The organism is Cyclobacterium roseum (assembly GCF_010119225.1).
In the GTDB taxonomy this organism is placed as follows: Bacteria; Bacteroidota; Bacteroidia; order Cytophagales; family Cyclobacteriaceae; genus Cyclobacterium; species Cyclobacterium roseum.
The window spans coordinates 72192-93117 of record NZ_WNKF01000016.1 but is presented as its reverse complement, the minus strand read 5'-3'; the positions used below and the strand labels follow the sequence as shown (position 1 = coordinate 93117).

Annotated in this window: 19 protein-coding genes and 1 pseudogene; 1 reads left to right on the top strand and 19 read right to left on the bottom strand. The window is 41.7% G+C overall.

Going from position 1 to position 20926, the window contains the following annotated elements:
- Positions 1–183 precede the first annotated feature (183 nt).
- The 6 genes from GJQ68_RS23430 to GJQ68_RS18645 all read right to left on the bottom strand — a co-directional run bounded on the left by GJQ68_RS23430 (position 184) and on the right by GJQ68_RS18645 (position 6208).
- Positions 184–699, bottom strand: coding sequence for an NYN domain-containing protein (locus GJQ68_RS23430; protein WP_235941797.1), 516 nt, complete (start codon positions 697–699; stop codon positions 184–186).
- A 556-nt stretch (positions 700–1255) separates the two neighbouring features.
- Complete coding sequence (locus GJQ68_RS18665; RefSeq protein WP_162418792.1) at positions 1256–3595, bottom strand: hypothetical protein; 2340 nt, start codon at positions 3593–3595, stop codon at positions 1256–1258.
- 249 nt (positions 3596–3844) lie between these two features.
- Complete coding sequence (locus GJQ68_RS18660) at positions 3845–4471, bottom strand: linear amide C-N hydrolase (RefSeq protein ID WP_235941796.1); 627 nt, start codon at positions 4469–4471, stop codon at positions 3845–3847.
- Positions 4362–5165, bottom strand: coding sequence for a TPM domain-containing protein (locus GJQ68_RS18655; RefSeq protein ID WP_162418791.1), 804 nt, complete (start codon positions 5163–5165; stop codon positions 4362–4364). The genes GJQ68_RS18660 and GJQ68_RS18655 overlap by 110 nt, the downstream gene beginning before the upstream one ends.
- Positions 5166–5171: 6 nt before the next feature.
- A complete protein-coding gene (locus GJQ68_RS18650; protein ID WP_162344283.1) occupies positions 5172–5606 on the bottom strand; it encodes a TPM domain-containing protein in 435 nt (144 codons plus the stop codon).
- A gap of 11 nt (positions 5607–5617) precedes the next feature.
- A complete protein-coding gene (locus GJQ68_RS18645) occupies positions 5618–6208 on the bottom strand; it encodes a LemA family protein (protein ID WP_162418790.1) in 591 nt (196 codons plus the stop codon).
- A 329-nt stretch (positions 6209–6537) separates the two neighbouring features.
- Between GJQ68_RS18645 and GJQ68_RS18640 the strand changes: the two genes are divergently transcribed.
- Positions 6538–6837, top strand: coding sequence for a cupin domain-containing protein (locus GJQ68_RS18640; protein WP_162418789.1), 300 nt, complete (start codon positions 6538–6540; stop codon positions 6835–6837).
- 49 nt (positions 6838–6886) lie between these two features.
- Here GJQ68_RS18640 and GJQ68_RS18635 read toward each other — a convergent pair whose 3' ends face one another.
- The 13 genes and pseudogenes from GJQ68_RS18635 to GJQ68_RS18585 form a co-directional block, all read right to left on the bottom strand.
- Positions 6887–7882: an NADP-dependent oxidoreductase gene (locus GJQ68_RS18635; protein WP_162418788.1), complete on the bottom strand. Its 996-nt coding sequence runs from the start codon at positions 7880–7882 to the stop codon at positions 6887–6889.
- A 638-nt stretch (positions 7883–8520) separates the two neighbouring features.
- Positions 8521–9264, bottom strand: coding sequence for a carbon-nitrogen hydrolase family protein (locus GJQ68_RS18630; protein WP_162418787.1), 744 nt, complete (start codon positions 9262–9264; stop codon positions 8521–8523).
- A gap of 85 nt (positions 9265–9349) precedes the next feature.
- The gene (locus tag GJQ68_RS18625; protein ID WP_162418786.1) at positions 9350–9523 is read right to left on the bottom strand and encodes a hypothetical protein; all 174 of its coding nucleotides are present in this window, start codon (positions 9521–9523) and stop codon (positions 9350–9352) included.
- A 556-nt stretch (positions 9524–10079) separates the two neighbouring features.
- A complete protein-coding gene (locus GJQ68_RS18620) occupies positions 10080–10811 on the bottom strand; it encodes a CPBP family intramembrane glutamic endopeptidase (protein WP_162418785.1) in 732 nt (243 codons plus the stop codon).
- 795 nt (positions 10812–11606) lie between these two features.
- Positions 11607–11783 carry a hypothetical protein gene (locus GJQ68_RS18615; protein WP_162418784.1) on the bottom strand — a complete coding sequence of 59 codons (177 nt, stop codon included), beginning with the start codon at positions 11781–11783 and terminating at the stop codon, positions 11607–11609.
- Positions 11784–11804: 21 nt separating this feature from the next.
- On the bottom strand, positions 11805–12008 hold the full coding sequence (locus tag GJQ68_RS18610; protein ID WP_162418783.1) for a hypothetical protein: 204 nt from the start codon (positions 12006–12008) through the stop codon (positions 11805–11807).
- A gap of 151 nt (positions 12009–12159) precedes the next feature.
- Positions 12160–12414 (bottom strand): HTH domain-containing protein, encoded by a 255-nt coding sequence (locus GJQ68_RS18605; RefSeq protein WP_162418782.1) that lies wholly within the window; start codon positions 12412–12414, stop codon positions 12160–12162.
- Positions 12415–12426: 12 nt separating this feature from the next.
- Complete coding sequence (locus GJQ68_RS18600; RefSeq protein WP_162418781.1) at positions 12427–14589, bottom strand: peptidase domain-containing ABC transporter; 2163 nt, start codon at positions 14587–14589, stop codon at positions 12427–12429.
- A gap of 12 nt (positions 14590–14601) precedes the next feature.
- Positions 14602–15777 carry an HlyD family secretion protein gene (locus GJQ68_RS18595; RefSeq protein ID WP_162418780.1) on the bottom strand — a complete coding sequence of 392 codons (1176 nt, stop codon included), beginning with the start codon at positions 15775–15777 and terminating at the stop codon, positions 14602–14604.
- A 667-nt stretch (positions 15778–16444) separates the two neighbouring features.
- Positions 16445–16678 (bottom strand): annotated as a pseudogene (locus GJQ68_RS23710) (glycosyl-4,4'-diaponeurosporenoate acyltransferase CrtO family protein); the annotation flags it as partial.
- Positions 16679–16702: 24 nt separating this feature from the next.
- Positions 16703–16873: a hypothetical protein gene (locus GJQ68_RS23245; RefSeq protein ID WP_202927975.1), complete on the bottom strand. Its 171-nt coding sequence runs from the start codon at positions 16871–16873 to the stop codon at positions 16703–16705.
- A 268-nt stretch (positions 16874–17141) separates the two neighbouring features.
- The gene (locus GJQ68_RS23240; protein WP_235941788.1) at positions 17142–17486 is read right to left on the bottom strand and encodes a hypothetical protein; all 345 of its coding nucleotides are present in this window, start codon (positions 17484–17486) and stop codon (positions 17142–17144) included.
- Between the two features lie 156 nt (positions 17487–17642).
- Positions 17643–20126 (bottom strand): DEAD/DEAH box helicase, encoded by a 2484-nt coding sequence (locus tag GJQ68_RS18585; RefSeq protein ID WP_202927973.1) that lies wholly within the window; start codon positions 20124–20126, stop codon positions 17643–17645.
- Between the last annotated feature and the right edge of the window lie 800 nt (positions 20127–20926).

The window sequence follows — 20926 nt, the reverse complement described above, 5'->3', positions numbered from 1 at the left end:
GTTGGCAGATAATTGGAAGTTGGTTATATGTAAAACAGTAAGTAACATCCATATAACGCTATCTCCTGAAGGCAGCGGCGTTGCTTGTAAACGAATCCTTTACCCCCCTCTCTTGATCCTCAATTTCCGGATTTAAATTAAGAATTTAGGATCATAAAACCATCGGAATCAGCAAATTTCTGGTTAGGTATTGTGGTTTTCTGGTCGTTTTATCCTTGAGACTAAACCGTCAATGTGTTCAAAAAGATGAGGTTTTATCGGATTCCACATGGGGTCTAATAGAAAGTCGATGCCCTCCCTACGTGCCAATTTTGCAGCTGGAACGAAATCGCTGTCACCAGAAATTAAAATGATTTGATCTACCTGACCTTTTAAAGTGATAGATGCAATATCCAATCCTATCTTGATGTCCACCATCTTTTGGTTAAAGTCAAACTGCACATCGTCTTCTGTCAAGTCGTCTATTGCAATTTGCTTTGAAAGTAGTTCCTTGGTTTTGGAGGGTTTAATAATCCATCTTTTCCGGTCTTCTAAAACTCCAAGACGGAGAGCAATCTTTCTCTTCTTTTTTAATTCTTCAAAAAATGCATATTGAAATTTATACTGATCAGTTTTAGAAAAATCGATTGACTTACCCGTTATCGGATTATGTTGCTTTTTGTCGTAGGGTAGACAATCATTTTGTCGTAGGGTAAACAATCATAATAAAAAATCCTGTACAAATCGTAAGTCTCAGACTTGGCTTGGGAAAGATGTTTCAAGCACATTTCCCAAAGATCTTTTGCCGTCCTCTCAGGATCAAGATTCTTGACTTTATTTATGGAGCGATACCGTTTAATGAAAAATCCTCCATCAACCAATATTGCCGTTCTTCTTTTCATTTTAATAAAAAAAGCTCTAGGGTCGGCATTCTCTCTATTTTATGAAGAATTGAGAATACGTAACCAAGAGCATTATATCTTACAAATTTACAAGTTTTTGCCTAAAATTGCAAGTCAATAATGACTTCACTGAGTTTTCGGCCATATCAACCGTTGCAACGCTACCTTGAAGTCAGCGTTGCGTGTAAACGAATCCTTTACCCCACCCCCCTCTGATTTAATTTCTGGAATTAAATTAAGAATTTAGGATCATAAAACCACCGGAATTAGCAATTATCTCGTTCAGAACCTAAGAAAATACCCACTAAACAGCTGCTTCCTGCCTTTTCGGCAGCCATTCGATAGCCAGGTTTGCTTCTGCATAAGACGTTCATTCATTGCCTGATCAGCCACACATCCGTTACCCGCGACTGCTGCCGCCAGTTCAAGTGCGCTTCGTCGGGCTTATCAAATCGGATCTCCAATTCGCCGTCGCTTATCAAGTCCCTGGGAAGCGGAAATTCCTTGAATTCCTCGTATCCCTTCTCGTATTTGGTAGGTGTAAGCCGTTGTCCATTGGCCCGCAAAAGGGCTTCCCCATAGCCCGAAACCCGGATCAGGTAATCGGAATTCGGGTCCAGCTCATCGTACGACAAGGTGGGGGTAAACTGGAACAGCTGCGTGGACAGGCGCTTGCGGTTGATCCCGTTGTTTTCCCACAAGAAGTCGATGGCATCATCGGTTTTGGACGTTACGTGTTTGGCATCGGCACTGGAGATATTGTCGTAAAAGCTTCCTTCTCCCGGGTACTCGTAGGTTCGGATAAAGTCCAAGCGGGCCAGTTTTTCGGCCTCGGACCCCAGCGAACGTACCTTTTCAAACTCGTCTTCTAACCACCAGCGGTTTTTCAGCGGGTAATCGATAAAATCCAGGATGGCACCCCGCTCGGCTCCACTGGCTCCGTATTTTTCCACACTGGTCTGCGCCCCAACGCTCTGAAATAGCATTTCTCCATAAGCAATCACTTTTTCTTTCAGGTCCTGAGAAACTGGCTCGGTTTCCGCTTTTTGCAGCTGTTGCAAAGCTTGCTCCATCGCTTGATCGGCCCCGATCGAGTCGGCTTTGGCCAGAATGGCGTAGGCTTCGGCTTCCAGTCGTTTTTCGAAAGCGAGGCGTTTTTTGATGTATCCATCGTAATGGGCCCGCATCAGCAATTGCTGCCAGCGCCAATTTCCGGCCAGGTCGGGATTTTCGGCCTCCAGCCTTTTCCACCAGGCAAGCGTTTCTTCAATAGCCGGGTTTTCCAGAATCGGCCCGTCCCAATTGTCCTCCAGCGCAAATATCCCCTGGGCAGCTTCCTCCGCCAGCTCCGCACCAAAGAAAAACCGGGTATATTCCCGCACAATGGTTTCCGGATCTTTTCCGGGATCCCAACCCAATTGGCTCCAGACGGCTTTATTTACATCGTCATGCGTACCATCGGAATACGTGATAAACCCATCGGTATGGGGGCTGTCCCGGTTAAACAAGCGCGTATACATTCGCGGCTGGGGGTTACAGGGTTCCCTGCCCAGGGTCAGCGCATAAGCCTGATCCCAGTTTTCTGCCGGATAATGGCAGCGTACGGTATGGGTAATATCGGGGTAAAACCGGTGGAGGTATTTTTCCGGTAGGAGTTCCCGTTCCAGCGCAATCGGCGGGCTACTGGGCCCGTTCACCACCCCGGCCAACCAATCTGGATTATTGGTCTGCAGGTAGTCAAAAAAATACCGCACTTTTTCTTCGTTGAATCCCTGCAGGGAAACCCAGATACCCGCATCCGGATGGTATTGCTGCAATAGCTCCGACAGCTCCTCCAGGTAGGGTATTAGCTCGGAAGGATGGTTATCCCCGGGATCGCCACCTGGAACAAATACTGCATTCAATCGGGGAACACGCGCATAAAAGTCTTCCTGTTTCTCAAGCCCCTCTTGAAGGGCTCCGGGCACACTCAGGTCTCGGGGAGCCGGGGTCCAAACCCAATAATCGGCGTCGTATTTTTCACAGATTCGGCTGAGTTCCACTTCCATCTGCTGCGGATCCACCTTAAAGTGCGGGCTGGAACCCATTTGCTGGAAAGGAATGTTTTCAAAGGCATTGGCCCCAAAGAGCACCTGCTCCCGAAAATGCTGATCAAACTGAGCCACCGTCCAGGCATCCCAGGAATTGGCGGTATTTCGGTACCCAAACTGATGTCCCCGAAGGGCATACTGCGGGGATTCGGAAAAATCGATGTCCCTGCTGAGTGCAACCTTACCCTCGCTCAGGTAGGCCGTTCGCAGCAGTTTGCCAATGCCGTACAAAATCCCGCGGGTATCGGCACCAATCACCCAGAGCGTATTCCCTGCCTCGCTGGATTCTTGAAAAATACGGTAACCCTCTTTCTCTTGTTCAGGCGCATCGAAGCCCTTGCGTGAAGGAACGGTCTTTCCATACAAGCTTTCATCCGAAGACAGCGCGAGGGCAATTTGGGTATCGGATTCCCAATCACTACCCAATTCCAGCCGGATGCCGCTCCTGTTTTCGATTTCTTCAACCAAAATGGTTGACACCGTTTCCTGCATCGGGCTGGCAATCTGCGGTGTAACCAAAATCACGGCCTTGGAAAGGTCCAGGATTTGTTGCTCCTGCGTTGAGCAGGAAACCAGGACCCAGGTAAATACGGCAAGCAGCCAAATGGATGCAAATTTTTTCATGAACTGACGTTTTATGTTGGTCTTCTGTCAATTAACCGATTGCCGGCACCGCAAAGGAGGCACCTGGCAAAAATAGCCGCACAATCAATGGTACCCCAAGGATAATACACCAAAAAAGCTAAATCCTACCAAGGAAAGATATACCATTTTTTAAAAACCCATTTCAGAGGTCTATATTTTAATTCTCGAAAACAGGTTTTTTTAGCTAAATCTTAAGGATGCAGCTAACCGTGAATAACACCTGCCTCCTTACAAGCCAATAAACCGGAAAGGTGCGGATTTCTTAAAATCACCGGAGGTTTCCCCGGAATAGGTGCGGTGATTGGCCAAATCCAGCTTGCGAACCGCTGCTTTTTCGCTAAAATCGATTTTCTTCAAATCCACCCAAAAGGCATTGGGCGTCAGTGCCGTTTCAAAATAGTACACCAGGTTTTTCTGGTCGGCCACCATGCGCCAGCGGGTGGTAGATAAATTGGGGTAACCTTCGATTTCAAATCCATAGGGAACGGATACGTTACGGATAACACTGAACACGCTGGCTACCGCCACCCGGGTGTTGTCCGTCTGCGGAATGGAGTTGAGGAAAAAAGATGCCCGCACAAAACGGTCGGAGGAGGTGACCGATCCGGGCAGAAAAGTCTTGCCAGGAATGTTTTCCCAGTACTTGCCAATGGCGAGCTGCTGCTCGTAGGGCGGATCAAGCATAGAAATGCCCCTGAGTTCACCTTTCCGCCTGATAAAAATAGCCAGGATGTCTATTTCTAGCTTACCAGCTACCACCCGCGCCACCGCCTCCAAAGCTGCCGCCCCCGAAGCCACCGAAACCTCCTCCCCCACTGCCGCCAAAGCCTCCCCTTCCAGAGGAGAAATCGCCATATTTGCCTCTATTGCCTCCAAGCATACTGGCAAGCATCATGGTGGTGAAAAAGTCCACGCCCCCACGTTTTCCACCCATGTGGTTATTGTTGTCCCTTCGGTTTTTGATCAGGGTCAATATCACAAAGCCAAAAATAAAAATCAATATAAACGGAAATGCGCCTGCAGGCCGACCCGATGGTGGTAGCTGCTCTGCGGCTTCATACTCCCCGGAAGCCAGCTTAAAGATCATGTCCGTAGCCTGGTCCAGACCGGCAAAATAATCCCCAGAACGGAAATTGGGCACAATGAGCTGTTCGACAATTCGCTTGGCCAAAGCATCCGGAACGGCGCCTTCCATGCCGTATCCCGTCGCAATAAAGACCTCGCGGTCTTTCATCGCAGCAAGGATCAGTATGCCATTATCCTTGTCTTTCCTTCCGATTCCCCACTTATCACCTAATTGAAAGGCATAATCACTTATCGCATAAGGCCCAATCGAGTTGATCAAAACGACGCTAACCTGGGAAGAGGTACTGTCATTGTAAGCCAGCAGTTTGTTTTCCAATTGCCTGACCTCCTGCTGGGAAAGGGTCTCGGAGAAGTCATTTACCAGCCGGGGTGGGTTGGGTTTTTCCGGAAAATCTCCCTGCGCCCAGCCGGCAAATGAAAGGGATGCTAAAAATAATAGGGTGAATAGCTGTCTTTTGATCATAATGTTTTATTCAAAGGAAATTTCGTTGGGTAGCTCGTTGATGCCCCCCTTCTGGTCATAAGGAAAATGTTGTCGAAGTTGCTGCCCGGATAGTTCGATGCCTTTTCTAAGGCCTTCGGTAAATTCCTTTCTTTTGAAATGAATCACCATTTCTTCCTTGATATTTTCCCAGAAGTGTTCCGGAACCACCTGGTTGATGCCGGCATCTCCTAGAATGGCAAATTGATGGTCCTCCACCGCCAGGTAAAAAAGCACCGCATTGCGGTACTTGGTTTTGTGCATCTTGAGTTTCTCGAATACCTGGGCAGCCCGGTCGAGCACCTCTCCTTTGCAATGGCTTTCGATGTGAACCTGGATTTCACCAGATGTTTCTTTTTCGGCATTCCGGATGGCATCGGTGATAATGGCCCGGTCTGCTGTGCTGAATAGTTTTTCGGCCATAAGATTTGGATTTAAAATTCTACTGTGGGTGCATTTTCAGAACCAGCTGCCGCTTCGAAATAACCCTTCGTTTCAAACCCATACCAACCGGCAAATACATTGTTTGGGAAAGTTCTTAGGTTGGCATTGTAGCCCTGAACGGACTGGTTGAAGTTTCTTCTGGCGACGGCAATTCTGTTTTCCGTCCCTTCGAGTTGTGCTTGCAATTCAAGAAAGTTTTGATTGGCTTTCAGGTCGGGATACCGCTCCACGGCCACGAGTAGCCTGCTAAGCGACCCGCTCAGTTGGTCCTGTGCTTCCTGGAACCGTTCAATATTTTCAGGTGTTAGGTCATCCGCCTGCAAGCTGATGGACGTGGCTTTCGCACGCGCTTCGATCACACCCGTCAGCGTTTCCTGTTCAAAGTCCGCATAGCCCTTTACCGTATTGACCAAATTCGGAATCAGGTCTGCCCGGCGCTGGTACTGGGTTTCTACTTCGGCCCAAGAACCGTTGATGGTTTCTTCGGTTTGTACAAAGGTATTGTACACGCCTACGGCTTTGGTATAGACAAATATGCCAATCAGGAGGATGATGCCAATGGGAATTAATATTTTTTTCATAGTTAACGTATGGATGTTTTAAAAAACAGTGCAGGTATTGGACGTAAAGGTAGGGCTGGAGGTTGTGAAAAACGATTTTTTTCGAGAAATACAAAGTCAATTCCATGGACAGGCTTTTTTGGGATTGGAAGGAACACATATAAAACTGGACCTTCCCGAGGTTTTTCTTAACTTAGGCTTACTAAATAAGCAAGCAGCCCAAAAGACCAATCTAAATTATCGAAACGGTTTTGACAAACGGCTGATTGAGGGGCTATTCGTTGAATGCCATCAATAACCCTGTCTTTCAATAAAGGAAAAATAGTTGGACATTACCTAAGGATAAACAGATGACGATCAAAGAAATAAAAGCCGAACTAAAAACTGCTACTCATCCCATTGCCAAGTCACTCCATCACGGAACAGGCTTTAAGGTACTAATCATGGGGTTCCGAAAAGGGATGATATTGCAAGAGCACAAGGCCCATACGCCATCAAAATTAACCGTTTTGGAAGGAACAGTGATTTATAAAGAGGAAAACAGGGTTATAGAACTAAGGCAATATGACGAAGTAGAAATACCCCTTGAAATTACCCATTCGGTGGAGGCAATGGAAGACAGTCTATGCATTTTATCGCAAGGGGAATAGTTGGATTTGTTTTATATTATCCCGTCATCTGGCAATGCCATGGCAGTTCTCATACCTTTACAATCATTTTCCCTTTATTTTTTCCTTCAAACAAATCCAGAAATGCCTGCGGAATGTTGTCAAATCCTTCTACAATGGTTTCGCTGAATTGTAGTTTTCCGTCTTTTAGCCAGGAAGCTAGCTGCTGTATGGCGGATGGAAATTTTTCCGCAAAGTCACCGATGATAAATCCACGCATGGTGGCACTTTTGGTGAGGAGTATGGGCTGCAATCGAGGGCCCATTGGCACTTCTGTTTCGTTGTAGAGTGAGATGGCACCACAAACGGGCAATCGCGCAAACTTATTGATGTTTGCCAATACCGCATCGGATATCTCCCCACCAACGTTATCAAAGTAAATATCTACTCCCTCAGAACAAGCTTCTTTGATAGCCTTTTTCAAATCGGGGGTTGTTTTATAATTGATGGCATGATCAAAGCCAAAAGTTGAGGTTAAAAGCGCTACTTTTTCATCATCGCCGGTAATACCCACCACATTGCAACCGACCAATTTTCCAATCTGTCCGACTACCGTTCCTACGGCTCCGGCAGCACCGGAAACCACCAGGGTCTCCCCTTGCGTTGGCTTTCCGATTTCCATCAAGCCTAAATAGGCAGTAAGCCCGGTCATTCCTAAAATCCCCAAGTAACTGGATAGTTTCGCCACTGTCGGGTCCACTTTATTCAGACCTTTACCTTTAGAAGTCTGAAATTCCTTCCACTCCAACATACCAGACACAAACTCGCCCTTTTTGAAATCCGGAAGGTTGGAGTCCACCACTTCAGCTATTATTCCCGACTGAATCGGTTTGTTTAATTCGAACGGTGGAATATAGGACTTCGCATCATTCATTCTGCCACGAAGATAGGGATCGACCGAAACGTAAACTGTTTTCAGCAAAACCTCCCCTTCTTTGGCAGTAGGAACTTCCTCACTGACCGTTTTAAAATCATCGAGGGTCGGCTTTCCATATGGGCGTTTGTTTAAAAGAATGGTCTTATTCATATGTTTCTAAGTTTCCCAATATGGTGACAAAAATGATACCGCAAGGGGGAAAAACCCTGGAAATAATTGTCCTGCTTTTACCATATTGAATTTTACAATCGGTCTGACTGATTAAGAAAGAGGCGAGGTGCAACCCTCTTTATCAAATGTGAATTTCTGCTTTGAATGCTTTAAGAACTCATGATTTGGCTAAAGCCATGGATGCTAACTGGATGCCTATTGCCTACAGCTGAAGCAGTAGGCATTTGATCAAGAGAATCCTGGCTGACTCTAAATAATGATTTTTCAATAGGAATGCGGCTTCTCACAATACCATAAACAACCCCTTCTTCCTTTCCTGAAAAATCCCATTCTGAGCAACTAATTTCTTTTTTTGATTCCCAATCCCTAATAGATTTTTTAACTTGGAATTTAACGCGATGTAGTAAGGGAACCAATCTAATGGGAAAACCGAAAAAAGGATGATTCCATCCCTTGTGAGACGGGATAGTACGGCGACAATCCTATCCTGCCAACATTCGATGCTTAAGGGCATCCTGGCTTCATTTTCTTTTAACCCTTCTACCGAATAATTTAAAATCCCTTTGCACGCCTGGCTGAACAAAACGTACAGCCTGATCCAGCTAAGCCGGAAGAACTTACGCGTCGCCGACGGCTTTTTCCTTCACCATTACCTGTTGCGTCCCCGTGTCAACTAGTAGAAGTCCTTCCTTGTCGCTATCTAATTTTTTCAAAAGTTCGCCTTGACTATTCCAAATAGCACTCTGTCCAACGCTTTGAAAATTACCACAAAATCCAATGCTATTGGACATCAGCACGGGCATTGAAAACTTCCTTGCGATTTTCGGGAAATGTCTGAATGCTTTTTCAACCCCTTTCTGGGACTTGGCAACGCTTGCTATATATATTTCTGCTCCCAGCCTGTGCGCGCTTTCCGCGTGTTCGGGTTGCAGTGATTCATAGCAAATGGCTGGGGCAATTTTATTGCTTTTTATGGTCAAAATTATCTGATGGTTGTCTTGAATAAAATATGGTCGTTCGTCCAAATGTAGTTTTTGTTTGGAATAAATTTTTCTATCCTGCCCGGGTTCAAATAGAATCATGCTGATCAGTATACCTGCGTCCGATATGGTGGGCAAGCCAATCCCAATTGTAATCTGGTTCGCGTCGCTAATTTCTTGAAATTGCTCAAGTCTCGCATCATTTTGTTGGGTGGCTAACTCCTTTGCAAGCACCGGTTCGTAGCCAGTCAACGATAATTCGGGAAATAGGATCAAGTCGGATTTTTCGGTAATGGCAAGTTCAATCCATCCCAAATGGTTTTCGATATTGCGCTGAATATTACCTCTTTCCGCTTCTGTCTGTGCGACGCAAATTTTCATGGTGTTCGTAGTTTCAAATTATGCCTAACGCATCGAAGCTTATGGTTGGCGAGCACTTTCGGAACCCGCCTCCTCCCGGCTTTTCCTAACCTATATAAATGGCAAAAGCTTTCGTCACCGACTCAAATGCTATTCCTTGATCTGTTCCTGGTGCCCCATATCTCTTTTCTAAATGTTCCTCAAAGACTGTTGCATTCATATTAGCTATATTCTCCATCTTACCAGGAATAATAATACTAAATTTTCCTTTAAAGACCATCGAAGGGAGCCTTTATCTGTTGGCATGACAGCCTACTGAACCCCTCATCCGACCAGCTCATTTTGAAACCCCATACTTCAGTTGAAATCATTCCCGAAAATGAAAAAAAATCCTGGCTTTAGCGAAAATGGATGAAATAATGAAATTTGGTTTGGAAAGGGTTAAGGATAAAGGGTTTAGCTAAAGCCATTGGTGGGGGAAAAATCAATATTGCCTACAGCTGAGGCAGTAGGCAATTGATTAAAAGCATGCTGGTTTCAAGCGATGACTCTACAATTAAATCTGGCTTTAGACTATTCCTCTAATTGAATATTTTTCAATAGGAATGAGGCTTTAGCCCATTCTTAAAATAGAATAGCAAGAACCCACGCTTTAGCCAAAACCGATACCCTAAGCAGCAGGCAATTGATTATAAGGATCCTGGTTTCAAGCGATGATTCTTCAAAAAAATGAGGCTTTAGACTATTCCTCTAATTGGTTATTATTCAATAGGAATCGGGCTTTAGCCTATTCATAAAAATAGAATAGCAAGAACCCTGGCTTTAGTCAAAATTTTTTAGCTCTTAAAATCACTAGCGTATTTTAAAAATTGATCATTTGTTTGTTTCGAGGGGAGGGAATATATAAGCACTATAATGGCTAATCGAATCATGATTCCAATAACGCTACCCTCCGGCCCCTGGCTACCGCCATTATAAATATCATGGGGTATAATACTAATATTCAGAAGTCCATCTGATTCGATTCCAGAAACAGGGAACCCAAAAATAGCGCCTTGTACAAAATTCCAGGAAAAATGAATACCTATCGGAATGAGTATGGATTGAAATTTTACAAATGAATACCCGTACATGATACCAGCCAGGAAATAACTTACAAAATAGATACCATTTGTTGGGAAATGGTATAAGCTAAAAAGAACAGAAGCAAAAAATATCAACGCATTTTTTCTGGAAATATAATGGATAAGGCTTGCAAAAAGTAAAATTCTAAAAATAAATTCTTCTACTATTGCTATGGATAAATATTTCGGAATTTGTGAAAATATTATTTTATAATTATTAGTAAAATTAAAAACAATATAATTATTATATATATTTAATAAGATGATAGAATAAAACAAAATAAGAATTAAAATAAAAAAATATATACTATAATTTAAATTCTTTAAAAAATAAATTCCCGCTATTTCTCTTAGTTTTACCTTGTTATTATAAAAAATATAAAAACCTCGAATTGAAAGTATAAAAATCAGTATAAGGCAGAGTGTCGAAAAGGTTTCAATCATTATTTTTTTTCAATAGAAACCATCAATAATACAATTATATAAAAACCTAACTTAACCGTTTAAGTAAAAAAACCTTCTGAAATTATAACGAAAATCTCTTGAACATTACTACTTCTAAAACATATAGTAATACTCCTATTATTATACCAATTATAAGCTCATTTAATTTAATATAACTCGATTCAATCCAAAACATATAGTATCCTAAAAATAAACTTATAATTGGAGCGATGTATACAAGACCATTTGAAGCACCAGCGAAAAATATAAATACTGAATACAGAAACGAACACACAATAGCAACAGAAAAAATAATCCCATTGTGTTGGAGATAATAGGAGATTTCTTTTTGAAATAAAATCATCAAAAATATAATGGTAACATTAATTAATAGTATTTTATTTTTAATCTTCATATAACGGAATAAATAATGTCCATCAGCATACTGCCTATCGACAAATTATTAGTCGGCCTTGAAATATCCACCTAAAAACAGGCCATTTTAATCCAAATACATGGTATTCTGTAAGACCCCAAGGAGGGGAAATACTAGCCTTAAGACCCCTATAAATTGGTATCGATATGAAACATCCCTATAAATTACTTATCCTAAATCCGATACAATTTTAATAATTCGTTGGTTTAATAGCATTATATAATTGAACTAATAAAACCAAAATAGAAAAAATTAAAAGAACATAGAACCCAATTTTATATTTATTATCATTATTTATCATCTTAGTCCAATTTAAACTTATCATTTAATCACCGACATAGGTAATTTACTACAATAAACTAAAGGCCTCCCATTTTAAGAGAAATCATGTAGCTATTCGTTCCCAGTGTTCTTCTAGCTCTCCTTCCACTTTCTAAACTTGATTGAAAAACCATACCAGCTAAATAGAACACATCATATAAGAAGAGATCACCTCCCATGACTGATAAATATTCGTTATTAGTTAACTCTTTCATAAGATAATAAATTAATTTTAGTTACCTACAAGATAGTGGTGGATTATAATTTCCTTTCCTTCCATCCCTAAAACCTCTTGCTATATCCCCAGAATTATTATAAAGATAAACACCTACAGAACCGACTGCTATCGCTAAAGCAAATAGTCCTATGGCAATCGAAACTGGTTCTCCCCCATTAATCACTTTTAATTCTTCTAAACTTAGTTCTTTTAACTTTTCCATAATTTTAATCAAGTTTAATTATTACACCAAATTTTTTAACATTTTAATCCTTCCTATACATGTTATAAGTTATTTTCTCTTTAATTTCACTCTAAATTAACTCTGATCAATGCAATAAAATAACATTAATCAAGTTTTCATTAATTATTTATCAATTCTCTGATACTTTAAGTATCTCAAATCTCAGATCAATATAAATTTTAGTATTTCCCTTATAAATGAAACTATTTAGTTTTCTCGAGAAAGAAATTTCAACTCCCAAATCCTTTAGGTATTCGAGGTACACGTACAATTGCCTTTTACTTATCCCCATCTTTTTTGCCATATCATTAGGACTCCCCGTGCGTTGTTCCTTTACCAGCTTATTTAATAGCTGAAATCGCTCAATCTGTCTAATAAACTCCATAATCCATGCGGTTTAACTCGTTAAATTCACTACCAAAAACTGTTTCTTTACCATTTTTGAATATTTGCCTTCCTTGCCCAGAAGGTCTTCATGCGTGCCTTCCTCTATAAGTTGCCCCTTATCCAGAACAAAAATCCGGTCCATTTCCTGAACGGCTGCCAGCCGATGGGTGATGAAAAGGATGGTTTTTCCCTCCGTTGCCAGTATGCGCATGGTATTGCGTACAAACTGCTCTGAATCAGAATCCAATGAGGCGGTGGCCTCATCCAGGATCAGAATGGCAGGATCCCGGTACAGTGCCCTGGCAATGGCTATGCGCTGTTTCTGCCCACCCGACAAAACGGCTCCGTTTTCTCCCAGATATGTTCCAAATCCGTTGGGAAGGGTTTCTATAAAATCCATCATGCCCAACTTGTTACAGATGTTGACGATACGTTGCATATCGGGTTGGTAGTCTCCTAGTGCAATGTTTTCCAGAATATTGCCAGCAAATAGATCAATGCGCTGCGGCACCACGGAGACCAATTGCCGAAGGCTCGAATGGTTAATGTATTGAATATTATGTTTTCCAATGTAAACCTGTCCCGATTGTAGGGGATATAGGTTTTGCAATAAGGCTACCAGGGTGCTTTTGCCCGAGCCACTCTCCCCTACTACTCCGGAAATTTTGCCTTTTGGAACAACCAGATTAAGGTCTTCGAAGACATTGGTTCTGGAACCATATCGAAAGCTTACATTCTTAAAAACAATATCTCCTGCTTCTTCCTTATTTAGGGGGAAGGTCTCATCGGCACTTTCTACTTCCAGATCCATGATCTCGAATAAGCGATCTGCTGCGATCAGGGCATTTTGAATCGTTTTGTTCATGCCAATAAGATCTGAAATAGGGCCCGTCAAATATCCCGTCAAGGCATAAAAAGCCATCAGCTCCCCGGGAGTTATGTCATTCCTCAACACATACCCAGCCCCTACCCAAAGAAGTATAATGGTAAACAACCTGGAAACGGTTTCTGCAGAAGTGCCAGAAAAAATGGAGCTTGTACCTGATTTGTAAACGGTACGGAGCAGGGAGACAAATCGGACTTCCGTCTTGATATTCGCATGTTCTTCAGCACCAAACCTTTTTATCGTTCCGGCAGCCGTAATGGATTCTACCAGTTGGGATTCCAACTCAGCCGATTCTTCCATAAGCCTTCGTTCAATTTTTTTATTGAGTTGGTTGGTGATGCCATAAATCAGGGCATACAGTGGAATTACCAACAGCATCACCAATGCCAGCTTCCAGTAAAAGGTAAACATCAGTGCAAAAGAGAAAAGTACGATGAAGACATTCACCACCAGGCCTATGGAAACGTCATTGATAAATGCCCTGATCTTCACTGCGTCGTTGACGCGGGAGATGATCTCCCCCACTCTCATGGTATCAAAAAAGCGTTGGGGTAGTGTCAGAAGATGTTTGTAATACCCCAAAATCAGCCTGGCATCAATGCGCTGCCCCACCTTTAACACGAAGAGCGTTTTATAAACCCCTATGGTGATTTGCAACAACAACAAGACAATCATGGTCACCGACAGCAGGTTGAGTAGGTTGGTATTTCTTCCGATAAACACATGGTCAATGATTTTCTGCACATATATGGAAGTAGACAAGCCCAGGAGGGTATAGATCATCGCCCCTAATAGGGATTGAAACATCACCCCACGGTGCGGACGCATCAAAAACCAAAACCTGCTCCAGGTGCTTACTCTTTGGTTAACCGCTCTAAAGTCATCATTGGGCATTAACAGCACCAACACTCCGGTCCAGGAATTTTTAAAATCATGATGGCTAATTTTATGAAATTGCCCGTCTGCGGGGTCCATATAGCTCACCGTTTGTTCACCCACCTTATACAAAACCACAAAATGGTGAAGTACTTTGTTGACCACTAAATGGGCGATAACCGGCATGGGTATCTCCTTTAATGCCTCAAATTCTCCGCGTACCCCCTTTGCCGAAAACCCCATTTTTGTGGCGGCTTCAATCAATCCCAATACATTGGTTCCTTTTTGGTCGGTAGAAGCCATTTGCCTGATTTTTGCCACCGGCATTTCCAACTTGTAATAGGAAGCTACCGAAGCCAGACAGGCAGCGCCGCAGTCGGTGATGTCTCGCTGTTTGATCTTTATACTCATATCGCATCCCGGTTAGGGCTGTTTGTTGACAAAAGGGTTGATCCAGTTATCCACCTTATCGTATAGCAACTGAGACAAGGAACGCCTTGCCACTACAAAGCGGGCATTGAAGGTCATCCCTTTTTTGACATGGCCAAATGCCCCATTCGAAAGGGTCAAATAAGAACGCTCTAAGAGACAGGTGACCAGGTAGCCCACTTCGTTTTCATTTATTAATGTCAGGTCATCAGCAACTTCCCACACACTACCTGTTGCAATCCCCCACTGGTTATAATTATAGGCATCCACCTGAAAACTCACTTCTTGCCCTTTTTTGATAAATGCGATATCAGCGGGGGAAATATACGTTACTGCCAATAAGGTGGTATCCGGGGAGATCTCAGCCAATTTTTGCTGAGGGTGGATAAAATCACCTTCGTTCAGGTTTAATACATTGATCAGGGTGCCATTCGTACCGGCCAAAATGCTGTATCGGTCCATTTCTTCCGCATACACCTGAAGCTGATTATTTAGCTTATTCTTTTCATTCCTGAAATTATTCAGCTCTTGCTCCCAGGCATGAATTTTCTGCTTTTGGATCAATTCCAATTGGGCCCTGGCCTGCTTGTACCGTACTTCTACCTCGTCAAAATCCGCAAAAGCCAGTGATTGGCTGTTTAGGAGTGTTTTGGCCCTATCATAATCACGCTCCAATTTCTGAACTGCCGCAGATTGGTTACTTAATTCCGTCCGGAACTCCACCAGAGAAGCCTGGAAATAATGTGTCTGTAGCAGGACAGCGCGATCGTGGTCTTTTGACAAATTTGCTCCTAGCAATTGCCTTAAATCCGAAATAAAGTCATTTAAAAGCGCAAGTCGCTCTCGCACTCCCTGCATTTCCAGGTGTAGTGCTTCTTTTCTGATCACAGCCAACACTTCTCCTTTCTGTACCTTTTGGTTTTCGGCAAGGTTCCACTTTTCCAACCTTCCCCCCACCGCAGTCATCAGCGGGTTACGCTGCAAAGCAGACTGAAAGGTACCTCGTGATTGTACCGCCACGTCTACATACACAAAAAATAGGGCAATGCTTGCGCCCAGGAGTAAGGTTAAAATAAAGAGGTAAATGGCTTGGGAGCGGACACTAATCCGGGCATCAAAAACTTCGACGCTGTGCCTTGCAATAGCGGAAGGGAAAATCCTGGCTTTCATACCTTTTAAAAGGATAATCGGTTAGAATAAACGTAAACATCCTGAATTGCTTAAAGGAACTCAGTCCCTCCTTTAACAGATCATTTCTTCAAACCGCCCAACCTTCCCGTCCAGATAAAAAATAACCTATTAAAAGTCCTAGATCACGGATACAAACTATTTTTCGATAACCCTTAAAAACCAGATTCCCAATCAACAATTAATGACAACAAAAATAAGGGCTAGGTGATGTTAGTTATAAAATCAAAAAAAACCAAATTTTTCTGTGAAATTTTTCATATTAATGATTAGTTCGGCCAATACTGAAGCAGCAGGCAATTGATTAAGAGATCCTGATTCTAAATGAATATTTTTTCAATAGGAACTTGGCTTTAATCCATTCTTAAAATAAAATAGCGAGAACCCTTGGCTTTAGCCAAAATGGATCAAATGGTGAAATTTGGCTTGGAAAGGTTCAAACATAAAAGATTTGGCTAAAGCCCTAAATGAGGAAAAAATCTCTATTCCCTACAGCTGAAGCAGTAGGCAATTTATCAAAAGAATCCTGGTTTCAAGCGATGAATCTTCAAAAAAATGAGGCGTTAGACTATTCCTCTAATTGGTTATTATCCAATAGGAATCGGGCTTTAGCCCATTCTTTTACGCGGATCCAAAGGTTCCGATCGATTTACCCACCGATAATTTTCTGAATCCGGATGCGATGCACCCGTTGCAACAAAATCGGATAGCCATTTCCGATTATATTTAACAAGGTGGTGAGAAAGAAAATGAAGGTATATCCCCGGAACAATAACATAGCCGATGCAACACCAAGCAAAATAAAGGCCGCCAAATGACCGAATTCGGATTGCCTGGTCTGGAAATCCAGGTTAGCAATCCCTGTTTTGGTGCCATCGAAATATTTCTTTCGCTGCTTCTCCTTACCTCAGAAGGCAATAAGCAGCATCCGCTTAAAATACTCCCCTCCCAACCCAAAATAAGCCGCTTTCAACCGTTCGGGTTGGCGGGTTCGGTAATAAGCCTCAGGAAGCAGCGTACTTGTCGGAAAAGCAAATCCCGGAAACGCAAAAACACCCGTTAGAAATAGAGCTAACAAAAAAGAAATCAAAACTGATTCAAAAAAGGGACAAATCAGGGATGGTACCGCGACTTAGCCCATTCACCATTTCATAAGACCTAAAGGCCAGAAAGAATGCGAACAATAGAAAACCGATTTTCTTAAGCATCTGAATGCGCATAGAAACAAAAAGTTCGACATTTTTTTGAAAAAATCATCCACAAACAGGGAACTATTTAAATCAGTTCAAAAAAAAAATTGGAGATGAAACAGCGCTGGGCGAAGAGGTGGATTTTAAACTAATACATTAGCTGCCAAACAATGCTTTTTGATAAACACCTCCTTTGATCTTATTCATTAATTCCCGAATAAATTCGTAATGTTTCACATAGTGATTGGGTACAACTATTCTGTCGATATTTTTCGAATGCAGTAGTTGCATTTTAATCTTATCTGACTCAATTCGCTTTTTATTTTTAAAATGTTCTATACCATTTATTTCAAATACCACTTTTGGCATCCTACCCTGAAAAATGACGCCGTCAAATTCCTTTTTGTTTACATCCGGATTGTTTAATTCTCCCGGAAAGACATTGATTACCTTTACATTTCTTTCAAAACGGGTGCCCTGTATGGTGCAATAATGGCTCATTGTTTTATAAAATTCGTCTTCAAATTTGGAGTCATTCGAAAATCCGATGGTAAACTTGTTTGCAATGCTATTTTGGATCTGGGTAGTACCATTTTTCTGAACATAATCAATCAGCGCGTACAAATCGTCATCTTTTCTGGATAACCTATCTATTGCCTATTTATCGGCAACCACAACCAAGTTATGCTGTGCCCTGGTAACGCCAACATTGATTAACTGGCTGTTGTTTTTTATCCAATCGTAGGTTCTGGGGCTTGTGTTGCTGGATATGGAAGTAGATATGATGATGGTTTTATTCTCTTGCCCCTGGATTTTGTGAATTGTACCGCAACTCACAGAAGAATCAATTTCGGCATTTGCTTTTGCCTTATTCAGGTAATGATTCAAAGCCTCTTGCTGATTTCGGAAGGGAGTGATGATAAACGTATCCGTTAACTTATTTTCGGCGATGTATTTGACTATTTCCTGTGCTTCTTCGATGCACGCATTTCTATCCTTTTGGGTTACATTATTCACATCTATCAGCTTCACCTCACCTTTTATTGTAATCTTCGAAAGGTTTAATCTGTTCTCATAAAACCGCATGTTAGAATAATTGATAATTTTCCTTCCACAGCGATAATGATAGCTCAGCAAAATATCTCTGGAAATATTATCTATCCTTTTATAAATGGACAGAATAGAATTATTATAGTAATCGTAGGTATTATCTACACCAAACTGGCTCATCAGGTGTCGATTTCTGCTTTCTTCAAAAACAACAATCGGCTTTAGCTGGTTTGTGTCGCCAATCAGAACCATGTTTTTGCATTTTGAAATCGGGATCAGGCTGGTGGCTATATCGCACTGCCCGGCTTCATCCATTACCAGTAAATCAAATTTATATTTCCTACCCAACTTACGACTGGATATATTGGTTGTAAGGATAATGGGGAATATTTTTGTGAGCTTCTCCAGGTTTTCGTCATCGGCAATCCATTTATTAAATTCCCTTACCTGTTTTTCGGATTCCTCAATATCCAGTATTTCTATCAATGGAGTTAAATCCTTGCTATTCAAACGCTTTACATAGCGCAAGGATTCGAAGTAGAAAAACTGCAACAGCTGTTGGTTATCTTTTATCACTTCAAATAAATTGTCCAGATCGTCATTGCTGGTTTCTGGGATTTGCCTTAGTTTTTCTTCAATGGCCTGTTTTTCTTTTTCCAGCAAATGATTTTTTCCTTTTGACAACAGACTGCTTACGAAAGACAGGTTTTGTGTCTGTTCCATGCTGGTTTCATAATTCTTAATCTTCTCCAGCAATTTTCTGTTTTTCTCTTTCGACTTTTCTTTGATATTAACCAAGAGTTTTTCCTTAGGCACATCCTTTGTTTCAAAGGCAATCCTTTCTCTAATTAAATCCAGCGCCTGGGCGACGCATTTGTTGTTTCCAAGCCTGAGTACAGGAAGCAGAATTTCCTTGTTCCGGTACCTGCCAATGTATAATTTATCCTTAATTCCATCAATGGGTACATTGTTGTTTGACGAAATCAATAGCGTTTTACCATTGGTGAGGCAATTCACAATAATATTCAATATGGTTTGTGTTTTGCCGGTGCCGGGTGGTCCTTGCACATAGGTGATGGGGTATTTCAACGCATTGTAAATGGTTTGAATCTGATCAATATTAATATTCCGGTCATACAGCGCAATATGCGGTTCGGTCCGGTTTTGCCTGTCCAGCAATGATAGGTTTTGAAAAAATGCCTTTAAGGGAACCTCCATTTCCTTTTGCTCATAGGCGGCATGTATGTTATCGTAAATTCCAGCTATATCTATCTGGGCATATCCCAAAACAATTACCTCCGGCCTGGTATTTGGCATTTCGCCGGTTTTAAAATTGGCCCGCAATAGGGCTAACGCTTCGGACTTATCCCTTAAGTACATCGCTTCATAATCTTCAGGACTTAAATCGGTGTAGTAGGATAAGGAATGCTTTACATCCTTGATATAAAAGTTGGGATTGAATAGTGTCTTGCTACCTACATGTAAGGTTTTATTGACGGGATCTAGCTCGAGTTTGCGGTAGGCAATTACAAATTTACCTTTCGAAGGTAAATCAATAGAAAATTCACATATCGCCAGCTCGTAGTTAAAATACTTGTTGTAATCGTTATGATAGATATCTTTTATGATCTGTTTTTGCTGTTCGTCGGATAACGGATACGGATTTTTCTTCGCCAATTCTGTCAAATCCACCTCCGGAATTAAATGGGCTTTGTAAAGAAAGGGGTCCTTATTGGCTTTGTAGCATTCCAGGTAGTAGTTTAATATACTATTGTCATACCGGTCAAACTCAAAAACCTGTAAACTTTCATCCTCTTCCAGCTTTTTAATCAGCTTTTCCGATACCTCATAGTGTGAAAATTTCAGGATTTCAGCAGTCTGAATGCTGGAAATAAAAATTTTGGCATCTCTGATGGGGTCATCTTTGGTAACATTAAACATGTTTACCCACAGTTCACCCTTTGCATTGATATCGAGAATGCTTATCCAAAAAGGAGTAATCTCCCCGCTCCTATTTTGGTAGGTAATATTCAGGTATCTCCCTTCCCGTATGGCTTTCCCAATAAGTGTGGTAATTTTTTTGTCGATCATTTTGGGTGCTCTTATTCTACATCTGCCCCGAAGACTAGTTCAGCAAATGTAATTTTAAAAATAGCAACAATTTCAATTTGTATCTCCTGCAACCTTTCGATCAGCGCAAACTTTCGTCTTAAAAAATGAATGCAGCTATTGGTGTCTAAAAGGTATTTCATTCGGAACCAGTATCTCATGCTTTTCAACTCGTGCTTCTTATTTCTTTATAATCGTTGTTGTCTTCCCATGCTATAAAAAGTGATTTCAAGGCCATCTTCCCCTCCTTTATTTCGAGAGATGCGATCAATTTTTCCAATGGCTTGTTATTTTAACGTGAGGTTTGCCATGCTTTTTGCTTCAATTTAGGAAATTAATAGGTCGATGGTCAACTGTTTCAAAAATTTAATTCTTAATCAAAAAAAACCAATGCCCTATCGGAGGGAGATTTTACCTGTTGGCCTGATCCCATCAGCCGCCTTGGTCCTCTTAGAAACCCCGACATAAATAGAAAAGCGCCGTTAGCCCAGTCCATAGAATAGAATCCCAAACCATCGCCTAAATCGATCAAATGGTAAAATTTGGTTTGGAAAGGTTCAAACATAAAAGATTTGGCTAAAGCCCCAGACTGGGGAAAAATCAATATTGCCTACAGCTAAAGCAGTAGGTAATTGAATAAAAGCATGCTGGTCCTAAATAAATATTTTCCTCAATACGGATACGACTCTATACCATTCCTCTAAATGGTTATTTTTCAATAGGAATGCGGCTTTGGCCCATTCTCCAAATAGAATAGCAAGTTCCCTGGCTTTAGCCAAAAT

Excerpts from the sequence above, each read along its gene's own strand:
- GJQ68_RS18610 (WP_162418783.1), bottom strand. The coding sequence starts at position 12,008 with ATGGAAAAGTTAAAAGAACTAAGTTTAGAAGAATTAAAAGTGATTAAT.
- GJQ68_RS18655 (WP_162418791.1), bottom strand. The coding sequence starts at position 5,165 with ATGATCAAAAGACAGCTATTCACCCTATTATTTTTAGCATCCCTTTCA.
- GJQ68_RS18620 (WP_162418785.1), bottom strand. The coding sequence starts at position 10,811 with ATGATTGAAACCTTTTCGACACTCTGCCTTATACTGATTTTTATACTT.
- GJQ68_RS18625 (WP_162418786.1), bottom strand. The coding sequence starts at position 9,523 with ATGGTCTTTAAAGGAAAATTTAGTATTATTATTCCTGGTAAGATGGAG.
- GJQ68_RS18600 (WP_162418781.1), bottom strand. The coding sequence starts at position 14,589 with ATGAGTATAAAGATCAAACAGCGAGACATCACCGACTGCGGCGCTGCC.
- GJQ68_RS18595 (WP_162418780.1), bottom strand. The coding sequence starts at position 15,777 with ATGAAAGCCAGGATTTTCCCTTCCGCTATTGCAAGGCACAGCGTCGAA.
- GJQ68_RS18645 (WP_162418790.1), bottom strand. The coding sequence starts at position 6,208 with ATGAAAAAAATATTAATTCCCATTGGCATCATCCTCCTGATTGGCATA.
- GJQ68_RS18630 (WP_162418787.1), bottom strand. The coding sequence starts at position 9,264 with ATGAAAATTTGCGTCGCACAGACAGAAGCGGAAAGAGGTAATATTCAG.
- GJQ68_RS18605 (WP_162418782.1), bottom strand. The coding sequence starts at position 12,414 with ATGGAGTTTATTAGACAGATTGAGCGATTTCAGCTATTAAATAAGCTG.
- GJQ68_RS18585 (WP_202927973.1), bottom strand. The coding sequence starts at position 20,126 with ATGATCGACAAAAAAATTACCACACTTATTGGGAAAGCCATACGGGAA.
- GJQ68_RS18640 (WP_162418789.1), top strand. The coding sequence starts at position 6,538 with ATGACGATCAAAGAAATAAAAGCCGAACTAAAAACTGCTACTCATCCC.
- GJQ68_RS23240 (WP_235941788.1), bottom strand. The coding sequence starts at position 17,486 with ATGAGCCATTATTGCACCATACAGGGCACCCGTTTTGAAAGAAATGTA.
- GJQ68_RS18650 (WP_162344283.1), bottom strand. The coding sequence starts at position 5,606 with ATGGCCGAAAAACTATTCAGCACAGCAGACCGGGCCATTATCACCGAT.
- GJQ68_RS18635 (WP_162418788.1), bottom strand. The coding sequence starts at position 7,882 with ATGAATAAGACCATTCTTTTAAACAAACGCCCATATGGAAAGCCGACC.
- GJQ68_RS18660 (WP_235941796.1), bottom strand. The coding sequence starts at position 4,471 with ATGGCGATTTCTCCTCTGGAAGGGGAGGCTTTGGCGGCAGTGGGGGAG.
- GJQ68_RS18615 (WP_162418784.1), bottom strand. The coding sequence starts at position 11,783 with ATGAAAGAGTTAACTAATAACGAATATTTATCAGTCATGGGAGGTGAT.
- GJQ68_RS18665 (WP_162418792.1), bottom strand. The coding sequence starts at position 3,595 with ATGAAAAAATTTGCATCCATTTGGCTGCTTGCCGTATTTACCTGGGTC.